26 protein-coding genes are annotated in these 21,307 nt (G+C 38.1%); 24 read left to right on the top strand and 2 right to left on the bottom strand.

The genetic code is table 11. The features are described 5' to 3' along the window. Nucleotides 1–96: 96 nt before the first annotated feature. The 10 genes from rho (at nt 97) to NSQ40_RS27060 (ending at nt 9,595) form a co-directional block, all read left to right on the top strand. The gene (gene rho, locus NSQ40_RS27105) at nt 97–1,368 is read left to right on the top strand and encodes a transcription termination factor Rho (RefSeq protein ID WP_003202242.1); all 1,272 of its coding nucleotides are present in this window, start codon (nt 97–99) and stop codon (nt 1,366–1,368) included. Between the two features lie 379 nt (nt 1,369–1,747). Continuing rightward, on the top strand, nt 1,748–1,993 hold the full coding sequence (locus tag NSQ40_RS27100) for a type B 50S ribosomal protein L31 (protein WP_000643436.1): 246 nt from the start codon (nt 1,748–1,750) through the stop codon (nt 1,991–1,993). Nucleotides 1,994–2,102: 109 nt separating this feature from the next. Then, the gene (locus NSQ40_RS27095) at nt 2,103–2,687 is read left to right on the top strand and encodes a thymidine kinase (RefSeq protein ID WP_003202246.1); all 585 of its coding nucleotides are present in this window, start codon (nt 2,103–2,105) and stop codon (nt 2,685–2,687) included. A gap of 397 nt (nt 2,688–3,084) precedes the next feature. Continuing rightward, nucleotides 3,085–4,152, top strand: a complete 1,068-nt coding sequence (prfA, locus tag NSQ40_RS27090) for a peptide chain release factor 1 (RefSeq protein WP_026008495.1) — start codon at nt 3,085–3,087, stop codon at nt 4,150–4,152. Beyond that, nucleotides 4,152–5,003, top strand: a complete 852-nt coding sequence (gene prmC, locus NSQ40_RS27085; protein WP_003202251.1) for a peptide chain release factor N(5)-glutamine methyltransferase — start codon at nt 4,152–4,154, stop codon at nt 5,001–5,003. The genes prfA and prmC overlap by 1 nt, the downstream gene beginning before the upstream one ends. Nucleotides 5,004–5,248: 245 nt before the next feature. Next, on the top strand, nt 5,249–6,130 hold the full coding sequence (gene spoIIR / locus NSQ40_RS27080; protein WP_003202253.1) for a stage II sporulation protein R: 882 nt from the start codon (nt 5,249–5,251) through the stop codon (nt 6,128–6,130). 50 nt (nt 6,131–6,180) lie between these two features. Next, on the top strand, nt 6,181–6,639 hold the full coding sequence (locus tag NSQ40_RS27075; protein WP_003209230.1) for a hypothetical protein: 459 nt from the start codon (nt 6,181–6,183) through the stop codon (nt 6,637–6,639). Between the two features lie 107 nt (nt 6,640–6,746). Next, nucleotides 6,747–7,790 (top strand): L-threonylcarbamoyladenylate synthase, encoded by a 1,044-nt coding sequence (locus tag NSQ40_RS27070; protein WP_016112693.1) that lies wholly within the window; start codon nt 6,747–6,749, stop codon nt 7,788–7,790. A 751-nt stretch (nt 7,791–8,541) separates the two neighbouring features. Further along, nucleotides 8,542–9,090, top strand: coding sequence for a manganese efflux pump MntP (locus NSQ40_RS27065; protein WP_006096663.1), 549 nt, complete (start codon nt 8,542–8,544; stop codon nt 9,088–9,090). A gap of 229 nt (nt 9,091–9,319) precedes the next feature. Further along, nucleotides 9,320–9,595, top strand: a complete 276-nt coding sequence (locus NSQ40_RS27060; protein ID WP_018781178.1) for a DUF3935 domain-containing protein — start codon at nt 9,320–9,322, stop codon at nt 9,593–9,595. A 65-nt stretch (nt 9,596–9,660) separates the two neighbouring features. Here the strand turns inward: NSQ40_RS27060 and NSQ40_RS27055 are convergent, their stop codons facing one another. Continuing rightward, nucleotides 9,661–10,272: a flavin reductase family protein gene (locus NSQ40_RS27055; protein WP_003202262.1), complete on the bottom strand. Its 612-nt coding sequence runs from the start codon at nt 10,270–10,272 to the stop codon at nt 9,661–9,663. A 365-nt stretch (nt 10,273–10,637) separates the two neighbouring features. Next, nucleotides 10,638–11,024 carry a DoxX family protein gene (locus NSQ40_RS27050; RefSeq protein WP_003209227.1) on the bottom strand — a complete coding sequence of 129 codons (387 nt, stop codon included), beginning with the start codon at nt 11,022–11,024 and terminating at the stop codon, nt 10,638–10,640. Between the two features lie 390 nt (nt 11,025–11,414). On the opposite strand from NSQ40_RS27050, the gene NSQ40_RS27045 reads away from it, so the two are divergent. The 14 genes from NSQ40_RS27045 (at nt 11,415) to atpA (ending at nt 21,232) form a co-directional block, all read left to right on the top strand. After that, on the top strand, nt 11,415–11,912 hold the full coding sequence (locus tag NSQ40_RS27045; protein ID WP_003202266.1) for a PTS sugar transporter subunit IIA: 498 nt from the start codon (nt 11,415–11,417) through the stop codon (nt 11,910–11,912). A gap of 264 nt (nt 11,913–12,176) precedes the next feature. Continuing rightward, the gene (locus NSQ40_RS27040; RefSeq protein ID WP_033796585.1) at nt 12,177–12,617 is read left to right on the top strand and encodes a low molecular weight protein arginine phosphatase; all 441 of its coding nucleotides are present in this window, start codon (nt 12,177–12,179) and stop codon (nt 12,615–12,617) included. 138 nt (nt 12,618–12,755) lie between these two features. Beyond that, complete coding sequence (gene rpiB, locus NSQ40_RS27035) at nt 12,756–13,199, top strand: ribose 5-phosphate isomerase B (protein WP_003202270.1); 444 nt, start codon at nt 12,756–12,758, stop codon at nt 13,197–13,199. Between the two features lie 57 nt (nt 13,200–13,256). Then, nucleotides 13,257–13,829 (top strand): TIGR01440 family protein, encoded by a 573-nt coding sequence (locus NSQ40_RS27030; protein WP_033796584.1) that lies wholly within the window; start codon nt 13,257–13,259, stop codon nt 13,827–13,829. Between the two features lie 251 nt (nt 13,830–14,080). Further along, nucleotides 14,081–15,322, top strand: coding sequence for a serine hydroxymethyltransferase (gene glyA / locus NSQ40_RS27025; RefSeq protein ID WP_003202273.1), 1,242 nt, complete (start codon nt 14,081–14,083; stop codon nt 15,320–15,322). A gap of 451 nt (nt 15,323–15,773) precedes the next feature. Continuing rightward, nucleotides 15,774–16,403 (top strand): uracil phosphoribosyltransferase, encoded by a 630-nt coding sequence (upp, locus tag NSQ40_RS27020; RefSeq protein WP_003202275.1) that lies wholly within the window; start codon nt 15,774–15,776, stop codon nt 16,401–16,403. A 373-nt stretch (nt 16,404–16,776) separates the two neighbouring features. Next, a complete protein-coding gene (locus tag NSQ40_RS27015; RefSeq protein ID WP_003202277.1) occupies nt 16,777–16,890 on the top strand; it encodes a DUF4024 domain-containing protein in 114 nt (37 codons plus the stop codon). Nucleotides 16,891–16,916: 26 nt separating this feature from the next. Beyond that, nucleotides 16,917–17,141, top strand: coding sequence for an AtpZ/AtpI family protein (locus NSQ40_RS27010; RefSeq protein ID WP_001171217.1), 225 nt, complete (start codon nt 16,917–16,919; stop codon nt 17,139–17,141). Then, the gene (locus tag NSQ40_RS27005; protein ID WP_003202279.1) at nt 17,141–17,533 is read left to right on the top strand and encodes an ATP synthase subunit I; all 393 of its coding nucleotides are present in this window, start codon (nt 17,141–17,143) and stop codon (nt 17,531–17,533) included. Before NSQ40_RS27010 ends, NSQ40_RS27005 begins: the two co-directional genes overlap by 1 nt. A gap of 7 nt (nt 17,534–17,540) precedes the next feature. Beyond that, nucleotides 17,541–18,260, top strand: coding sequence for a F0F1 ATP synthase subunit A (gene atpB, locus NSQ40_RS27000; RefSeq protein ID WP_033796583.1), 720 nt, complete (start codon nt 17,541–17,543; stop codon nt 18,258–18,260). A 61-nt stretch (nt 18,261–18,321) separates the two neighbouring features. Further along, on the top strand, nt 18,322–18,540 hold the full coding sequence (atpE, locus tag NSQ40_RS26995) for a F0F1 ATP synthase subunit C (RefSeq protein ID WP_000052064.1): 219 nt from the start codon (nt 18,322–18,324) through the stop codon (nt 18,538–18,540). A gap of 126 nt (nt 18,541–18,666) precedes the next feature. After that, nucleotides 18,667–19,173 (top strand): F0F1 ATP synthase subunit B, encoded by a 507-nt coding sequence (gene atpF / locus NSQ40_RS26990; RefSeq protein WP_003202282.1) that lies wholly within the window; start codon nt 18,667–18,669, stop codon nt 19,171–19,173. Continuing rightward, nucleotides 19,170–19,712: a F0F1 ATP synthase subunit delta gene (locus NSQ40_RS26985; protein WP_018764928.1), complete on the top strand. Its 543-nt coding sequence runs from the start codon at nt 19,170–19,172 to the stop codon at nt 19,710–19,712. Before atpF ends, NSQ40_RS26985 begins: the two co-directional genes overlap by 4 nt. An 11-nt stretch (nt 19,713–19,723) precedes the next feature. Beyond that, nucleotides 19,724–21,232, top strand: a complete 1,509-nt coding sequence (gene atpA / locus NSQ40_RS26980; RefSeq protein WP_003202286.1) for a F0F1 ATP synthase subunit alpha — start codon at nt 19,724–19,726, stop codon at nt 21,230–21,232. Nucleotides 21,233–21,307: the final 75 nt, after the last annotated feature.

Here is a 21,307-nt window from a genome sequence, read left to right as displayed (position 1 = left end):
CTTGAACTTATTGCCTTTCATTATTATGTATTTGCCTTCCGTATATTTTCCCTTTACCCATGTGAAAAGAGAATAATGTCAAAGTGTGGTGTCTGAATGAATTTGTCAATTGCAGCATTAGAAAACATGAAATTAAAAGAGTTATACGAGCATGCGAAAGAATTTAAGATTTCGTATTACAGCAAATTAACAAAGAAAGAGTTAATTTTTGCTATATTAAAAGCTCGTGCAGAAAAAGAAGGTTTCTTCTTCATGGAAGGTGTACTCGAAATTATTCAATCAGAAGGATTTGGGTTCCTACGTCCAATCAACTATTCTCCAAGCTCAGAAGATATTTATATTTCAGCTTCGCAAATTCGTCGTTTTGATTTGCGTAATGGAGATAAGGTTTCTGGTAAAGTACGCCCGCCGAAAGAAAACGAACGCTATTTTGGATTGCTGCAAGTCGAAGCAGTAAATGGTGATGATCCAGAATCAGCAAAAGAGCGTGTGCATTTCCCTGCATTAACACCGTTATATCCAAATCGTCAAATGAAATTGGAGACGGAGCCGAAGAAACTATCAACACGCATCATGGATTTAATTGCACCAGTTGGATTTGGACAACGTGGTTTAATTGTCGCGCCTCCAAAGGCTGGTAAAACGATACTATTAAAAGAAATTGCTCATAGTGTCACAACAAATCATCCAGAAGCAGAATTAATCGTACTTTTAATTGACGAACGTCCAGAGGAAGTAACGGATATTGAACGTTCTGTTAAAGGTGATGTTGTAAGTTCTACGTTCGATGAAGTACCGGAAAACCACATTAAGGTGGCAGAGCTTGTATTAGAACGTGCGATGCGTCTTGTAGAACATAAAAAAGACGTTATCATTTTAATGGATAGTATTACCCGTTTAGCACGTGCTTACAACCTTGTTATTCCACCAAGTGGACGTACATTATCGGGTGGTATTGACCCAGCTGCGTTCCATAGACCAAAACGATTTTTCGGGGCAGCTCGTAACATTGAAGAGGGCGGTAGCTTAACGATTTTAGCAACAGCACTTGTTGATACAGGGTCTCGTATGGATGATGTTATTTACGAAGAGTTTAAAGGAACAGGTAATATGGAACTTCATTTGGATCGCTCGTTAGCTGAGCGTCGTATCTTCCCAGCGATTGATATTCGCCGTTCTGGTACGCGTAAAGAGGATCTATTAATTCCGAAAGAACATTTAGACAAGCTATGGGGCATTCGCAAAACAATGCGTGATACACCAGACTTTGTTGAAAGTTTCTTACGCAAGATGCGTCAAATGAAAACAAATGAAGAATTTTTACAAAACATTGTTGCAGATTCCAAAAGATATGTAACAACGAAGTAAAGGGAAACGGTGATGACTCGCTTATTTTTATGCTAAGCGAGTTTTTTCATGTCTTTTTGTGGAGAAGTTTAGCTGGTTAGAGTTAAATGAGCCGTCTCCGCTTTTAGAGTGATATCCAGTTCCAGCGGCAAGAATGGTCGGTGGCTTCGCGTCTTCCTACGAGGCAAAAGGCGCCTCTACGTCAGAAGCTCCATCCCCCTCTCATTCTGAACGAGCCGCTTCCACTTTTAATTTATAAAAGACAAAAACAGGTAGTTGCAAAATGAAGTTAGCCTTGTTATAATTTCATCATATGTGTTTCATCATTATAGTTGTATTCGCAGCTAAAGATGAAAAACTCTGTTTCGAAAATGATTCAGGGCGGAAGGAGATGAAAAGAATGAAAGCAGGAATTCATCCGGATTACAAGAAAGTTGTATTCATGGACACAAACACAGGCTTCAAATTCTTAAGCGGATCTACTAAAGGATCTAGCGAAACGGTTGAGTGGGAAGATGGAAACACTTATCCATTACTAAAAGTTGAGATCAGTTCTGATTCTCACCCATTCTACACTGGACGTCAGAAGTTTGCTACTGCAGACGGACGTGTTGACCGCTTCAATAAGAAATACGGTCTTAAGTAATAAAAAACATAAAACAGGCAAGTGTATCTATTCGCTTGTCTGTTTTTTTTGCGAAAATATTAAACCTTTACCCTACTTTGGATAAAAAAGTAGATGAAAGGAGAGCTCCATGTACTTAATAAATCAAAACGGTTGGGTTGAAGTGATTTGCGGAAGTATGTTTTCTGGAAAATCAGAAGAGCTCATCCGCCGCGTGCGCCGTACCCAGTTTGCAAAGCAACATGCGATTGTATTTAAACCATGTATTGATAATCGTTATAGTGAAGAAGATGTTGTATCACATAATGGATTAAAGGTAAAAGCAGTTCCTGTTTCAGCTTCAAAAGATATATTTAATCATATAACAGAAGAAATGGACGTTATTGCAATTGATGAGGTGCAATTCTTTGATGGGGACATTGTGGAAGTGGTGCAAATATTGGCAAATCGTGACTATCGTGTCATTGTAGCCGGTTTAGACCAAGATTTCCGTGGTCTACCATTTGGACAAGTTCCTCAGCTGATGGCGATTGCTGAACATGTAACAAAATTGCAAGCAGTTTGTTCTGTATGCGGATCTCCAGCAAGCCGTACACAACGTTTAATTGATGGAGAACCAGCTGCATTCGATGATCCAATTATTTTAGTTGGGGCTTCAGAGTCATATGAGCCGCGTTGTCGTCATTGTCATGCAGTACCTACAAAACAAAAATAAGTAAAACTCGCTACAATAGGGCGGGTTTTTTTCGAAAATAGATGAAGAGTGGGGCGGGCTGCCTGCACTTTTAAAATAATATCTAGTTTCGGTGGCAAGCTCTTCGCGTCTAAGAACCTTCCGCACAAAAGGCAAAGAGCGCCTTGTGTGCGAAAGAACCTTAGCCGGTCAGAGCTGAACGAGCCACCTGCGCTTTTAAATAATATCTAGCTCCGGCGGCAAGAATGGTCGGTGGCTTCGCTTCTTCCTGCGAGGCAAAAGGCGCCTCTATGTCAGAAGCTCCATCCCCCTCCCATTCTGAGCGAGCCGCCTGCACTTTTAAAATAATAATTTGCGTTTTTTTGATTAAGTACCATATACTATTTGTATTAAAGACTAGGATGTTGAGGTGAATGATGTGTTAGATCGTTTGCAAGCTGTAGAAAATCGTTATGAGAAGTTAAACGAGCTGTTAAGTGATCCGGAGGTTATTAGTGATTCGAATAAACTTCGTGAATATTCAAAGGAACAATCTGATATGCAAGAAACGGTAGAGGTGTACCGTGAGTATAAAGATGTTCGTGCGCAATTACGAGATGCGAAGGCAATGTTAGAAGAAAAGTTAGATGCTGACATGCGTGAGATGGTAAAGGAAGAAGTTTCTGAGTTAGAGGGACAAGAGAAAGAATTATCAGAGCGTCTGAAAATTTTACTTGTTCCAAAGGACCCGAATGATGATAAAAACGTTATTGTGGAGGTTCGTGGTGCTGCTGGTGGCGATGAGGCTGCTTTATTTGCTGGTGATTTATACCGTATGTATAGCCGTTATGCTGAGGTACAAGGTTGGAAAACTGAAATTATCGAAGCGAGTTATACAGAGTTAGGTGGATATAAAGAGATTATCTTTATGATCAACGGTAAAGGCGCTTTCGCAAAGTTGAAGTTTGAAAATGGTGCACATCGTGTGCAACGTGTTCCGGAAACAGAATCTGGAGGACGTATCCATACTTCTACAGCAACTGTAGCTGTATTACCGGAAGCAGAAGAAGTAGAAATCGATATTCATGAAAAAGATGTTCGTGTTGATACATTTGCTTCTAGTGGTCCTGGTGGACAAAGTGTTAATACAACGATGTCAGCGGTACGTTTAACGCATTTACCGACTGGTGTAGTTGTATCTTGTCAGGATGAAAAATCGCAAATTAAGAACAAAGAAAAAGCAATGAAAGTATTACGTGCACGTGTTTATGATAAATTTAGACAAGAAGCGCAAGCTGAGTACGATCAAAACCGTAAACAAGCTGTTGGTACGGGAGACCGTTCAGAGCGTATTCGTACGTATAACTTCCCGCAAAACCGTGTTACAGACCATCGAATCGGTTTAACGATTCAGAAGCTAGATCAAATCTTACAAGGTAAGTTAGATGATTTCATCAATGCCTTAGTGATGGAAGATCAGGCGCAAAAGATGGAGGCAGCTGAGTAATGCGTGTCTATGAAGCCCTGAAATGGGCTTCTTCTTTTTTACAAGAAAATGGGCGAGATGAAAATGCGGGAGAAATTGTCCTTTGTCATGTATTAAAGACGAATCGAACAGGCTTAATGATGAACATGCGTGAAGAAATGTCTGAGGAACAACAGAAGACGTTTACGAACTTTATCCACAAACATGTAGGTGGGATTCCTGTTCAATATATGATGGGATATGAAATGTTTTATGGTCGTTCGTTTTTCGTAAATGAAGAAGTATTAATACCAAGACCAGAAACAGAAGAGCTTATAGTAGGTGTATTAGATAGAATCCAGCGTATGTTTGGTAAGCAGGAACTGCATATAGCTGATATTGGTACGGGAAGTGGAGCAATTTCAATTACGCTCGCTTTAGAAAATCAAAATCTTCGTATGTATACAGTAGATATCGCACAGGAATCTATTGAAGTTGCGAAAGAAAATGCAAAAGCATTAGGTGCAAATGTAACGTTCTATCATGGTGATTTATTATCACCGTTTTATGAAACGGGGCAAAAATTAGATGTTGTTGTTTCAAATCCCCCGTATATTCCAGAAGAAGACTGGAGAGGTCTTTCTCCGGTTGTAAAAGAGCATGAACCGAAGCGTGCGCTTGTTGGCGGGGAAGATGGGCTTGATTTTTATCGCCGTTTTATGGAAGAGTTGCCAAACGTCTTGCAAAGAAAAGCAATTGTTGCTTTTGAAGTAGGCATAGGGCAAGGTGAAGATGTTAAAAGGTTATTGCAGCAGACATTTCCGCATGCCCATGTAGAAGTTGTATTTGATATTAACGGAAAAGATCGTATGGTATTTGCGGAAATGGAGTAAGGATAGAACCTTACTCCATTTTTCTATATAAATCCATTTTGCCTTTTCAACATATAAGTCGCGGCTATGAAAAGCCCGCATCTGTGCATGGCTAGATGCTCTCTTCCATCCAAAAAGAAAGGTTTTAAATCGTTTTTTCAATTTGTATTTACATACACTCGAAAGTTTTTCTATAGATTTAGAATTTAATAGTTTAGAAAGAGGTAAGAGTGTCTACACTGTTTACAGAAGGGACGGTGTAGGAGATGAAAAAACAAGCGATTGCCTATTTTCTTTTATTATTAATTGGTGCACAGTTACTTGTGCAGTTTGGATATATGAAAGTTGATGCGAAGGGAAAAACTGTTATTCCGAAAGAAGCTGTTCGATTACGTATTTTAGCAAATAGCGATTCGAAGGAAGATCAGGCGCTCAAACGTAAAGTGCGCGATGAAGTAAAGATGCAAATTGATGGTTGGGTAGCAGATTTGAAATCGTTTGAAGATGCACGTCGCGTTATTCAGAGTCAAATCCCAGAAATTGAAAAAACGGTTGCTAATACGTTAAAACGCGAAGGAAGTAAAGAATCATTTCAAGTTACATTTAGCAAAAACATTAAATTTCCTACAAAAGTATATGGGAATTTTATTTATCCAGCAGGGGAATATGAAGCAGTACTCATTTCAATTGGAAAAGGTGAAGGGGCAAATTGGTGGTGCGTGTTATTCCCGCCAATGTGTTTTCTAGATTTCTCTAGTGGATCGGCTGTAAAAAAAGAAGAGCATGTTGTAAAAGCAGAATCAATGGATGAGGAAGAACGGCCAGTAAAAATACAGGAAGAAAAAGAAGAGGTATCGGAAAAACAAAATCAAGATGTTCTGTCAAAACAAAAAAAGGGACAAGAAACATCGAAAAAAGAGGTTATTTCAAAAGTACAAACTCCTGTGAAAGAAACAAATGAAAAGATTGCACAAGAAAAAAGCGTAAAACAGGGAGAAAAACAGCCTGTGGAAAAAATAGAAAAACCTCTGGAGAAGAAACAAAAACAAAAACAAACAATTGAAACAGTAGAAACAGAAGAGCAAGAGGAAAAACCGAAAGTGAAATTATTTATTGTAGAAGCATTCACATCGTTATTTTCTAAATAAGTACTATTTTGGAATCCTTCCTCATATATAGAAATGAGGGGGGATTTGTTGTGAAAAAGACTTATTTTGCTACAAACGCTGATGTTGAGAGATTACATTCTTTTTTCGGACAAGCTAATAAAAAAGATGATAAAATAAATGAGTTATACGAGCAATTTATGATATTGGAAGATGCCGGAGAGATACAAGCTGTAATTGGTTATGAACAAAAAGGAGAAAATGCACTCATTCGTTCTTGTTTGTTCACACCCATTGTGGATAACAAGACTTTCTTATATTTTTTTGAAATGTTTTTGCAGTATATGAAAGAGAAAAGTATGGGGCAAGTATATTTACTCACAAATCATCCACAATCTGTGACGATCTTTCAGTTTTTTAACTTTATAACTGTGGAAAAACATAAAGTTCCAGAGGATATTCAGCAGTTAGAACATTTTTGTGAAAATATAAAACAGCAGAATGTAATAATACTAAATTGTCAGCTATTCACAAAGTTATCCACTGATTAATTGGGTTTATCCACATTTTGTGGATAAACCTTGTTTGTCTTTTGGATAAATCTCATAGTAAACTAAATATAACAAGTATTTCATGGGAAAAAAGGACGTGGGAAAAAATGCATACAAATATGTGGACTGTGGATAATGTTGTGGAAATAAAAAAAGATTATCCACAATTACAAAAAGCAGCAAAATTACTAAGGGAAAATGAAGCGATTGCTTTTCCGACAGAGACGGTATACGGGCTAGGAGCAAATGCGATGAATGATGAAGCAATTGCGAAAATTTTTGAAGCGAAAGGCAGACCGAGTGATAATCCACTGATTGTCCATATTGGTTCTAAATCGCAGTTAAAAGGAATTGTTAGAGAAATACCAGAGGTTGCAGAAGTCTTAATGAAGCACTTTTGGCCGGGACCATTAACAATTATTTTACCGAAAAAAGAGGGGATTTCTGAAAAGGTTACGGCTGGTTTAGATACAGTTGGAGTTAGAATGCCGGATCATCCAGTGGCGCTAGCTCTTATTGAAGAAGCGAATGTACCTGTTGCAGCACCCAGTGCCAATCGTTCTGGGCGTCCGAGTCCAACACTAGCATCTCACGTATATGAAGATTTAAATGGAAAGATTGCTGGTATTGTTGATGGTGGTGCGACTGGCGTTGGGGTTGAATCAACGGTAATTGATTGTACAAGTGAAGTACCGACGATTTTACGTCCAGGTGGGATTACGAAGGAACAGCTAGAAGAAGTGATCGGAACTGTTTCGTTAGATCCTGCGCTAAAAGATGAGAAAGAAAAACCGAAGGCACCAGGGATGAAATATACACATTATGCACCGAAAGCACCACTTAGTATTGTTGAAGGGTCTCGTGATTTTATTCAACAGCTTGTAGATCAGAAGAAAGACGAAGGGTATACGGTAGGTGTATTAACGACAGAAGAATATCAACATGAATATAAAGCGGATGTTGTATTGTCTTGCGGAGTGCGAAGTGATTTAGCAAGCGTTGCAACTAAATTATACGATGTGCTGAGAACATTTGATGCCAGTAAAGTAGATGTGATTTTTAGTGAGTCATTTCCGAATGAAGGAATTGGAAATGCGATCATGAACCGTTTAACGAAAGCGGCAGGGCATCATATTATTATTGAAGAGTAGGCGAGTTGAAAAATTAAAACCTATTTTTTAGGGTGGAAGAGAGGATCCGCTCATGCATAGAAGCGGTCAGTGCTTTTTTTGGCCCCATGCCGAGTGAAACCAGAAGGAGAGAACGAGCGCGGGTTACCTTTTGTTTTCATAGCCCGTAATGTGAGTGTTGGATAATGAAAATGGGAGTATGCGGTGAAAGTTTTAGTTTGTGTAAATACAAATTGAAAAACGAGGTATTCCATTTTTTAGGGTGGAAGAGAGGATCCGCTCATGCATAGAAGCGGTCAGTGCTTTTTTTGGCCCCATGCCGAGTGAAACCAGAAGGAGAGAACGAGCGCGGGTTACCTTTTGTTTTCATAGCCCGTAATGTGAGTGTTGGATAATGAAAATGGGAGTATGCGGTGAAAGTTTTAATTTGTGTAAATACAAATTGAAAAACGAGGTATTCCATTTTTTAAGTTGGAAGAGAGGATCCGCTCATGCATAGAAGCGGTCAGTACCTTTTTGGCCCCATGCCGAGTGAAACCAGAAGGAGAGAACGAGCGCGGGTTCACCTTTTGTTTTTCATGGCCCTAATGTGAATGTTGGATAATTGAAATGGATGTATCCTGTAAAAGCCCTATTAGTGGGGCTAATAATCAGTGGGGGATGAAGAAAACTCCCACTGATTAAAGTTTCACTTTATACAGAAAAATTTCGTAGATTCTATTTCTCCTCGGATGAGCATATTGTGAAGTAGCAAGTCCGAGGAGGGACATGGATGACGGTTGAACAACTAGTACCTTTGATTATAATGGCATTTGCCTTAGGGATGGATGCATTTTCTGTAAGCCTCGGCATGGGTATGATAACGCTCAGAATGCGACAAATCATTTATATCGGTATGACAATAGGGCTGTTTCATATTGTTATGCCGTTTCTCGGTATGATACTAGGTCGTTTTTTATCAGAGAAATTTGGGCATATTGCGACTGTTGCTGGGGCTATTCTGTTAATTGGATTAGGATTTTATATTGTGTATTCTTCCATTTTAGAAAGTGAAGAAACAAGGTCTGCTCCGGTAGGAATTAGCTTATTGGTATTTGCATTTAGTGTAAGTATAGATAGCTTTTCAGTTGGGCTCAGCCTCGGGATTTACGGAGCGCAAATGGTTGTAACAATATTGATGTTTGGATTGGTCAGTATGATATTAGCATGGGGTGGTTTACTTATTGGAAGACATGCAAAGCATATGCTCGGTACATATGGTGAAGTACTCGGCGGTATTATTCTTGTTGGGTTTGGATTATGTCTTCTTTTTCCAATATAATCTTGCTATCATATAAGAAAATGGTACATTTAGTTTTTGACATTTTTATCAAGATAGTTATGTAGGTTTATTGTTTACGGGGCTATTTTATAAATAGTAGTACTTTGCTGGATGAAATGAAATTGGGAATGGTAACGGAAGCCTCTTTCCTGTACAACCTTACTGTTTCTATTATTGCTTGTCGCACTAAAAATAACTCTAACTCTTATACATAGAAGGGATGGTACAAGTGACAAGAGTAAAACAAATTTTGGGTATTATTATTAGCTTTTTCGTATTTTGGTTTAGTATGCTCGGTGTACAAATGTTTGCTGAGTTTTTAGATATAAGTTCTTTAAAATTTATTGAGGGAAAAACAGAGACGGCTCGTATGTTTTATTCGCCGTATCCATTTTTTATCGTTTTTCTTATTACATTGCTCTCTTTATATTTCTTTGTTGTAAAGCTTGGAAAACCGAAGAAGGAAAATGCGCCTACGCTAGAAGAAAAGCGTGAAGAAATATAAAAAAAATCCCCCGCTTATAATGGCGGGGGATTTTTTGTTGTGGAATGAACGAGCTGTCGCCACTTTTAAATTGGCCTTACAAGCTCAAATTGTTCTCCTAATTTTGCGTAGTTGTGTCCTGCTAGGCGGCTTACTGGTTTTAGTCCTTCTGCATGAATTCGTCCGTTTTCATATAAATGTTCTGCAACGTGGAACCGGACAACGCGGCCGATAAGAAGGTCACATGCTGGGGAGTCTTCTGTTCCACCTAGTGGGATGGCGCGTTCTAATACGCATTCCATTCGAATATTCGCTTCTTTTACGCCTGGTACGGAGATGACATCACTTTCGATCGGGGTTAGTTTCGCTAATTCAATCTCACTTTGATTTGGAGGGAGGTTTGCAGCGGTTTCGTTGATGGCCTCCACATAGGATTCGTCGGAAATATGTACAACAAATTCACCTTTTTCAATGGCGTTTCGAGAAGTATCTTTTCTTTCTCCTCCTTTACGTTGTACGGAAACAGAAATGAGCGGCGGATTAGCAGCAACGATATTAAAATAGCTATATGGAGCCCCGTTTAAAACACCATCTTTTGTTACAGAAGTTACGAATGCTACAGGGCGCGGAATGATACTCCCTGTTAATAATTTGTAATTATCTTTTTCTGTTTGTTCGTTTGGATTAATCGAAAGCATATTTGTAATCTCCCTTCCTCGATATGAATACTTCTTTGTTTGTTTACAAGATAATGGAGGGAAACTCCTGCTAAAAAAATATTTTTTTGACGGTTTTTGTAAATGAGAAAAAAGAATAGGAGTAGATTCCAGCTTGGAATCTACTCCTATCATTAATAAATATATAAATACATTTTGATTTTTCAACATATAAGTCGCGGCTATGAAGAATAAAAGATGATCTGCACTCATTTTCTCGCTTTGTTTTCACTTGGCATGGGGCTGGAAAAGGATCTGACCGCTTCTATGCATGGCCGGATGCTCTCTCCCACCTAAAAAAAGTTTTTTCAATTTGCACTTATATATCTTGAATTTGAGATAACTGATTAAAGTAAAATGTAAGCGCCAGGTCCAGTTAACGCAACGCCAACTGCAATAGCGATTAAGATCATGTTATATTCAAACCCGTTTTGTGTTACCCAGTAGCCATTTTTTCCGTGTACAGTAAAGATTGCAACTAGCATTGTACCAACGATAAATAATGAGCCAACCCAAGTGAAGATACCTGAAGCGAATAAGAAACCACCTAATAGCTCAGTTGCGCCAGCCATAAATGCCATGAATACGCCAGGGCGTAAGCCGATTGATTCCATCCAGCCGCCTGTTCCTTTCAGACCGTGACCACCAAACCAGCCAAATAATTTTTGAGTACCGTGACCCATGAATGTAATTCCGATAACAAGACGAATAAGAAGAAGACCGATGTTCATCATTTATAAAACCTCCAAAAAGTTATTTACTTACATTATGTAAGTTATAATAAATGAGTTACTTACTTTAGTCAAGTGACTTTCTTATAAAATTTGAAGAAAATTTTACAAATCAATAATAAAAAATAAATATGTTGTAAAGACCTCTAGACGAGCGGAGGAGAAAAAGAGAAAATACAAGTAAGAAGTTAATTCTCATAATTGTTATTCAGACAATCTGAATTGACTGGAATTTTGCAAAGCGATACAATAAGGGTCTATTGGTAATAACGTAATTCTTTTCGAAAGCGTTTTTACAATATAATATTTGAAGTATGAAGTCTTACGTGTATCTCAATCTTTACTAGGGATTGCCCTATACATTTTCAACCTAATTATAAGGAGGACTATCCTATGTTTAAAAAATTATTTGGCCTTGGTTCAAAAACAAATGTAGAAACACTCGTAGCTCCATTAACTGGAGAAGTGAAAAATATTGAAGAAGTACCAGATCCAGTATTCGCTGGTCGTATGATGGGCGACGGTGTTGCAATCGTTCCCACTGAAGGTGTAGTTGTATCACCAGTAGATGGCGAAATCGTACAATTATTCCACACAAAACATGCTGTTGGAATTAAAGCGAAAAACGGTACAGAAATTTTAATCCATGTTGGTTTAGAAACTGTAAAAATGGAAGGCGAAGGTTTCGAAGCTCACGTATCTGAAGGACAAGCTGTGAAAGCTGGCGATAAATTAATTTCTTTCGATTTAGAATTAATTCGCGAAAAAGCAAAAAGCACAATTACTCCAATTGTTATTACAAATACAGATGCAGCTGAATCTATTAATACAACTGTAGGTGTTTCAGCTACAAAAGGTTCAACAGAAGTAATGAAAGTTACAATGAAATAATGATTTTTTGTAAGGAATCCATTTTATATGAAATGGATTCCTTATTTTATTTAGTCATAAGTTTTTTTCGTGGGATGTTTTAGTGATGTATGATACTATATTGAAGGTACTTGGAACTAGGGTTTCACATATATGTGGATAAGGCGTATTTCTCTTAGAAAAAATAAAAGGGAAATGCGCCTTTTGTATGTTCACATTTCTTTTGTTCCATTGTAATGTACGTTATGATGAATGTAGGACATTCACCATAAGGAGTGGATTTGGATGAAGCGAGTGTTGTTTGTTTGCACTGGAAATACATGTCGTAGCCCAATGGCAGAAGCGTTGCTTCGTCACTATGGGGAAGGGAAATTTGAGGCGAAGTCTGCTGGTGTTTTTGCCAGTTTTGGAAGTGATGCATCTTTACATGCAAAAGATGCATTAGCAGAAAAGGGGATTAAAGTAGCGCATGCTTCGCAGCAAATAACGAATGAATTACTTGAGTGGGCTGATATGGTACTCACGATGACGGAAAGCCATAAACAACTTGTGGTTGAATATCATCCGAGTGCTAGGGAGAAAGTGCATACATTCTATGAATTTGTAGAGGGTACAAGTAAAGATATTTCAGACCCGTTTGGCGGTTCTCTTTCTATTTATCAATCAACATTAGTAGAGATGGAAAAACTTGTACAAACTTTATTGGAAAAATATTCAGAAGGTTAATGTTTCGTGTATAATACGATACTGGAGATGATCTTGCTTGGAATGAGCAAGTGAGTATCAAACTTTTGCAATCATTCATCAGTGGGGATAAGTAATCCTACTTGATAGAAGTTTCACTAAAATTTTGGAGGGGTCAAAATGAAAGTAGTAGTAGCATCTGATCACGGTGGAATGAATATCCGCAAAGAAATCGTAAGTTTATTAGAAGAATTGAATATTGAATATGTTGATTTAGGATGTGAATGTGAAGCAGGTTCTGTTGATTATCCTGATTTTGCATTTCCAGCGGCAGAAATGGTTGCAAATGGTGAAGTAGACCGTGGTATTTTAATTTGTGGAACAGGCATTGGTATGTCAATTGCAGCAAATAAAGTACACGGTATTCGCTGTGCGTTAGTACATGATACATTTAGTGCAAGAGCAACAAGAGAACATAATGATACGAATATGTTAGCGATGGGTGAGCGTGTAATTGGTGCTGGTTTAGCGCGTGATATCGCAAAAATTTGGCTAACAACTGATTATGAAGGCGGACGTCACGAAAATCGCGTAGGGAAAATTAAAACATACGAAGCGAAGTAATCTTCTATTAGGACATACTATAATTTGTTGAACCAATCTGTGAAAGGAAGAGGCGTCATGACGGAAATAGTAAAAATGAAAGAGCAGCTACAAATATCGCTTTCTGATTTTCAAGAGCAAGCTTCTTTACAAAGCGGGCAAATTTTTGTAGTGGGTTGTAGCACGAGCGAGGTGCTCGGAGAGAGAATTGGGACATCAGGAACGATGGAAGTGGCGGAAGCGATTTTTTTTGAGCTAAAACAATTTCAAGAGCAAGCTGGTATAGAGTTGGCATTCCAATGTTGTGAGCATTTAAATCGTGCTTTAGTAGTAGAGAGAGAAGTAGCAATGAAGTATCAATTTGAAATTGTAACTGTTACGCCTGTTAGATCAGCCGGTGGTGCATTAGCAACATATGCCTATCACAATCTAAAGGATCCTGTAGTCGTGGAATTTATAAAAGCAGATGCGGGCATGGATATCGGTGATACATTTATTGGTATGCATCTAAAACATGTTGCGGTTCCAATTCGTACACGTGTAAAAGAGATTGGAAGTGCACACGTAACGATGGCTAAAACACGTGCGAAACTTATTGGTGGGGCACGTGCTGTATATGCGGCAGTAGAAGAAGCAGTTACTTGTAGCTAAAAATAAAGAAGAAACAGAAATACTGTATCCTTTATATAACATGTAAAGAGGTATGTAGTCTGACTTCGTAAAGGATAAAAGAAAAGACCGAACTCGGTCTTTTTTTCTTTTATGATATAGAAAGTCATGTTAGAATGTAGTTGAAAACATGAAGGTTCTAAAGAATTACAACTTGAATTTTCGTTTTTTCTCAATAAATAAGAAAAAACTATCGGGAATCAGTGTAATTCGTTCAGAAAAGGGGGATTTTGGTGGATCATTTAAAACGTCAAGATGAAAAGGTATTTGCTGCAATTGAAGCAGAACTAGGAAGACAGCGTTCAAAAATTGAATTAATTGCCTCAGAAAACTTCGTAAGTGAAGCTGTAATGGAAGCACAAGGTTCTGTTTTAACAAACAAGTATGCAGAAGGATATCCTGGTAAACGTTACTATGGCGGTTGTGAGCATGTAGACATAGTAGAGGATATTGCACGTGATCGCGTAAAAGAAATCTTTGGCGCAGAGCATGTGAACGTTCAACCACACTCTGGTGCACAAGCGAACATGGCTGTATACTTCACGATTTTAGAGCAAGGCGATACAGTACTTGGTATGAATTTATCCCACGGTGGTCACTTAACACACGGAAGCCCTGTTAACTTTAGTGGGGTACAATATAATTTCGTAGAATATGGCGTTGATGCTGAATCACACCGCATCAATTATGATGATGTGTTAGCAAAAGCAAAAGAACATAAGCCAAAATTAATCGTTGCAGGTGCAAGTGCGTACCCTCGTGTTATCGATTTCAAGAGATTCCGTGAAATCGCAGACGAAGTTGGTGCATACTTAATGGTAGATATGGCACATATCGCAGGTTTAGTTGCAGCAGGTTTACATCCAAACCCAGTACCACATGCACATTTCGTTACAACAACAACACATAAAACATTACGTGGCCCACGTGGCGGTATGATTTTATGTGAAGAAAAATTTGCAAAGCAAATTGATAAATCAATCTTCCCTGGTATTCAAGGTGGACCACTAATGCACGTAATTGCTGCGAAAGCTGTTGCATTTGGTGAGACACTTCAAGAAGACTTTAAAACATATGCACAAAATATCATTAATAATGCACAGCGCTTAGCAGAAGGTCTTCAAAAGGAAGGACTTACACTTGTTTCTGGTGGAACGGACAACCATCTTATCTTAATCGATGTTCGTAACCTAGATATTACAGGTAAAGTTGCAGAGCATGTATTAGATGAAGTTGGTATTACTGTAAACAAGAACACAATCCCATTTGAAACAGCAAGCCCATTTGTAACAAGCGGCGTACGTATTGGTACAGCGGCGGTAACATCTCGTGGCTTCGGATTAGAAGAAATGGATGAAATTGCAGCAATTATTGCTCATACGTTAAAAAATCATGAGGATGAAGTTGCATTAGAAGAAGCACGTAAGCGTGTAGAAGCATTAACAGATAAGTTCCCAATGTATACAGACCTATAATAGATTAGATGAAGACTGCTGAAGCATATATTGTTTCAGCAGTCTTTTTTTCATTTGAAACACAAGTTCTTAATAGATAGTTTTTCAGAATACCTTCTATAAGTGATAGTTTCTACCGTAGAAGATATGAAATTCTAGTTTTCTCTGTCTGCGAGTGGCAGGATAAATGGGTTTTAAGGTAGTGAAATTTGGATATTTTCACATAGGAGAGCGGGTTAGCTAAGTGAGAACATAGATAACTTCCGAAGTATGTATACAAACAATGAATAATTTTTGGATATATAATGAAGGATACGACTTCCATAATTGGTAAAGATATTAAGTAGGTTCATAATAGATTTGAAACTTTTCCAAATTTGCCCTTGAATATTAGTAGCGTTTTCTTTACAATCGTAAATAGTGTAAAACGGCGTGTACGCACGCATGAATATCATCTGAAGGAGAGATTCACATGGGAAAACTGTATGTATTTGATCACCCGTTAATTCAACATAAGATTACATATATTCGCGATAAAAATACAGGTACAAAAGAATTTCGTGAATTAGTGGATGAAGTAGCAAGCTTAATGGCATTTGAAATTACACGCGATCTTCCACTTGAAGAAATCGAAATTGAAACACCTGTAAGCAAAGCGAAAACAAAAGTGATCGCTGGTAAAAAGCTTGGTCTAATTCCGATTTTACGTGCAGGCTTAGGAATGGTAGACGGAATTCTGAAATTAATCCCAGCAGCAAAAGTAGGACACGTTGGTTTATACCGTGACCCAAAAACATTGCAACCGGTAGAATACTATGTGAAACTTCCAACGGATGTAGAAGAACGTGACTTTATCGTACTTGATCCGATGTTAGCAACAGGTGGTTCTGCAGCTGAAGCAATTAACTCTCTGAAAAAACGCGGTGCGAAGCAAATTAAATTAATGTGTATCGTAGCTGCACCAGAAGGAGTAAAAGTAGTACAAGAAGAACATCCTGATGTTGATATTTATGTGGCGGCATTAGATGAAAAATTAAATGACCATGGTTATGTTGTTCCAGGTCTTGGCGATGCTGGTGACCGTTTATTTGGAACGAAGTAAGACAACAGACGAGAGGGAATTCCCCACTCGTCTTTTTTGTATAAATATTGAGGGCAGGGGAGGAGTGTGGTATTTTTTGTATATGCAACATAACTTGCATATTTTTCACATATAATATAGAAGTCAAACGTCTAATAAGCCCTATATTATAGAAGAAAAACGTTATATCGTAAAAATATAATCGTGACAAACTTGTGAACTTTTTCTTCTATTATAAGGAGAAAACTTGAAGGAATCAGATATCTTTGACCAGTATTTAGAAGGGGAACGTTTTCATTTTTGGCAAGAAATTACTAATACTCAAATTTTTTGATTTTTTACGATTTCTCGTTGACAGTGCTAATACCCTATTGTATGCTAACTACGGGGATGGATGGTAGGGCTTTCAGTGACAAATTTGCATCTATTCCGTGACGAAAAAGTAAACTTTTTATTTTGTATAGAATTTATGCAAGAAAATGAGTTATTATTAACACATCGTGAATGAGGGTTACATATTGGAGGGATGAATCCTTGCAAAAAAACGATCGCAACCCGGTAAAAGCTTATGCTTTAATGTCAGGTATTCTTGCTCAATTAGTTGGTTCCATTCTTGTTGGAATTTTTGGTGGGCAATGGATTGATAGTAAGGTTGGAACGTTTCCGTTGTTTCTTATTATAGGCTTATTGCTAGGATTAGGAACAGGGATTTACGCAATGATTCGACTCATTCGACATTACTATTCGGGAGAGCAATGATGATAGACGTACATGGACTTGTCCACAGACAAAAGAAATATATGTACTACTTGCTTGCGCTTCTAGTGCTAGGATGGGGATTTACCTCTTACAAGGATGTATTTCTTGGACTGATTATCGGAACGATTTTCAGTTTTCTTAGTTTGCGCATCATTGCACGTAGAACAGACAAGCTATTAGATCGCGTTACAAATGGAGAACACGTGAAATTTAAAGCGACGGCTGTTAGTACATATTCGAGATTTGCCACGATTGGGTTATTAATTTTATTTGCCGCGAAATATCAGCATTTAATTGCGATGTGGAGCTTAGGTGTAGGATTGCTGACAGGATATCTTGTCATGATCATAGATTTTCTTTATTTAGAGTATAAGAGCAGGGAAGAGAGGTGAATTACTAGTGGAACACGGTAAATTAGTTGAATTTCTAGGTTTAACGTTCGATTTGTCCTCAGTCATGATGGTTACTGTGGCAGCAATTATTGTTTTCTTAATCGCTGTTATTGGAACTCGCACATTAGCTCTTCGTCCAACAGGAATGCAAAACTTTCTTGAGTGGATTTTAGACTTTGCGAAAGGGATTATTAACAGTACGATGGACTGGAAAACAGGTGGACGCTTTTTAACACTCGGCGTTACACTTATGATGTTTATTTTCGTATCAAACATGCTCGGCCTACCATTCATGTATTCAACAACTGAGGCTGGTGAACACATTGCATGGTGGAGATCGCCAACGTCTGACCCAGCAGTCACATTAACATTAGCCGTGATGGTAGTTACCCTCACCCATTATTATGGAATTAAGATGAAGGGTACAAAAGAATACTTAAAAGGATTTTTCCAACCTATGAAGTTCTTATTTCCTTTAAAGGTTATTGAGGAATTTGCTAACACATTAACGTTAGGTCTTCGTCTATTCGGTAACATCTATGCTGGTGAGATTTTATTAGGATTACTTGCTAAATTAGGCGGAAGTACAGTACTTGGAGCATTAGGTGCTATTGTGCCGATGTTAGCATGGATGGGATTCAGTGTATTCGTTGGTTCAATCCAAGCGTTTATCTTTACAATGTTAACGATGGTTTATATGGCTCATAAAGTAAGTCATGACCATTAATATACTTTAATAAGTAAGTAAAAAAATCTATTTTTTTATAATACAAAGGAGGACAAATTAAATGAGTTTAGGTGTAATCGCAGCTGCAATTGCAATTGGTTTATCAGCATTAGGTGCAGGTATTGGTAACGGTCTTATCGTATCACGTACAATCGAAGGTGTTGCTCGTCAACCAGAATTAAAAGGCGCACTTCAAACAATTATGTTCATCGGGGTTGCATTAGTTGAGGCACTTCCAATCATCGGTGTAGTTATTGCATTCATCGTAATGAACAAATAAGGGAGACTCCCCTTACATAGATGGCGAAGAGTGTTTTTGGACTTTCTTCGCCATTGCTTTATGAACGAAATGGTTGTCTTTTTTTTCATATAGTCAATTTAGATATCACGAAGGGAGTGAATCCTTGTGCCAACTTTAATTTTAGGAGCTGCCATTCCATTTGGAACGATTGCTTATACATTGTTAGTTTTCCTAATTTTATTAATTATGCTACGTAAATTTGCTTGGGGTCCTTTGATGGGAATTATGAAGGAACGTGAAGAGCATGTTGCTAGTGAAATCGATGCTGCAGAACAAAACAATGCAGAGGCGAAGAAATTAGTAGAAGAACAACGTGAAATGTTAAAACAATCACGTGTTGAAGCACAAGAGTTAATCGAAAGAGCGAAAAAGCAAGCAGAAGATCAAAAAGATGTTATTGTTGCTGCTGCAAAAGAAGAAGCAGAATCTATTAAAGCATCTGCTGTACAAGAAATTCAACGCGAAAAAGAGCATGCGATTGCTGCTCTGCAAGAACAAGTCGCTTCTTTATCTGTTCAAATTGCTTCTAAAGTAATTGAGAAAGAATTAAAAGAAGAAGACCAAGTGAAGTTAATTCGCGATTATATTAAAGAAGTAGGAGAAGCGCGATGAGCAATGAGATTGTAGCAAAACGTTATGCTGTCGCTCTTTTTCAAATTGCAAAAGAAAAACACGTATTAGAAATGTTTGAGGAAGAATTACGCCTTGTACAAAACGTTTTTGTAAAAAACGGAGAACTACATAGCTTTTTAACACAACCAAACATTTCAAAGGAGCAGAAAAAAACGTTTCTTTCTAACGTGTTTGCTTCTGTTTCTGAATCAATTTTAAATACGCTATATATTTTAGTTGATAACAAACGTATTGAAATTCTACCTGAAATTGCAAATGAATATGTTGCTCTTGCTAATGAAGAACGTAACGTAGCTGATGCAACTGTATATTCAGTTCGTCTTCTATCAGAAGATGAAAAGCTTAACATTGCAGAATCATTTGCAAAAAGAACAGGAAAAGATGCAATCCGTATAAAAAATGTTGTAGATGAAGATTTACTAGGCGGCATTAAAGTACGCATTGGAAATCGCATTTATGATGGCAGTTTACAAGGAAAATTAGCACGTATTCAGCGTGAACTTATGAAGAATAGATAGGGGTGAAGCACATGAGCATCAGAGCTGAAGAAATTAGCGCACTGATAAAGCAACAAATTGAGAACTATCAGTCTGAAATCGAAGTTAGTGATGTTGGTACAGTTATCCAAGTTGGTGACGGTATTGCGCGTGCTCATGGTCTTGATAACGTTATGGCTGGTGAACTTGTAGAGTTCTCTAACGGCGTTATGGGACTAGCACAAAACTTAGAGGAAAATAACGTAGGTATCATTATTTTAGGACCTTACACAGAAATCCGTGAAGGTGACGAAGTTCGTCGTACTGGTCGCATCATGCAAGTGCCAGTAGGAAAAGAACTAATCGGTCGTGTTGTAAACCCATTAGGTCAACCAGTAGATGGTTTAGGCCCAATCAATACAACAAGCACTCGTCCAATCGAAAGTCCAGCACCAGGTGTAATGGATCGTAAATCTGTTCATGAGCCACTTCAAACAGGTATTAAAGCGATCGATGCTCTTGTACCAATCGGTCGTGGTCAACGTGAGTTAATCATCGGTGACCGTCAAACTGGTAAAACAGCAGTTGCACTTGATACAATCTTAAATCAAAAAGATGAAGATATGATTTGTATCTACGTTGCAATTGGACAAAAAGAATCTACAGTACGTAACGTAGTAGAAACACTACGTAAGCACGGTGCGTTAGAATACACAATCGTTGTAACTGCATCAGCTTCTCAACCAGCTCCATTATTATACTTAGCTGCTTATGCTGGTGTAACAATGGGTGAAGAGTTCATGTACAATGGTAAACACGTATTAGTAGTATATGATGACTTATCAAAACAAGCAGCTGCTTACCGTGAGCTTTCATTACTATTACGTCGTCCTCCAGGTCGTGAAGCATATCCAGGGGATGTATTCTACTTACATTCTCGCTTACTAGAGCGTGCGGCAAAATTAAGTGATGCAAAAGGCGGCGGTTCTTTAACAGCTCTACCTTTCATCGAAACACAAGCAGGGGACGTATCAGCTTACATCCCAACAAACGTAATCTCTATTACAGATGGACAAATCTTCTTACAATCTGATTTATTCTTCTCTGGCGTACGTCCAGCGATCGATGCAGGTACTTCAGTATCTCGTGTTGGTGGATCTGCTCAGATTAAAGCGATGAGTAAAGTATCGGGTACACTTCGTCTTGACCTTGCATCTTACCGTGAGTTAGAAGCGTTCGCTCAGTTCGGTTCTGACCTTGATAAAGCAACACAAGCGAAATTAAACCGTGGTGCTCGCACAGTTGAAGTATTAAAACAAGGATTACACAAACCGTTACGAGTAGAGAAACAAGTTATCATTCTTTACGCTTTAACACGTGGATTCTTAGATGATATCCCAGTAGCAGATATCACTCGTTTTGAAGAAGAATTCCATGCTTGGTTAGATTCAAATGCAGCTGAGCTATTAAGTGAAATTCGCACAACAAAGAAACTTGCGGATGACGATAAATTTGCAGCAGCAATCAACGGATTCAAAAAAGTATTCGTAGCTTCTGAATAATAAAAAGCGGAAGCGGCTTCTGCCGCTGAAACTAGATTATATAAACAGGCAACTCTTACAGGAATTGCTGACGGT

It is taken from the genome of Bacillus sp. FSL K6-6038 (genome assembly GCF_038050455.1).
Lineage (GTDB): Bacteria > Bacillota > Bacilli > Bacillales > Bacillaceae_G > Bacillus_A > Bacillus_A pseudomycoides.
Note: the sequence above shows the minus strand (reverse complement) of the source record. Positions and strands in the feature narration are given on the sequence as shown.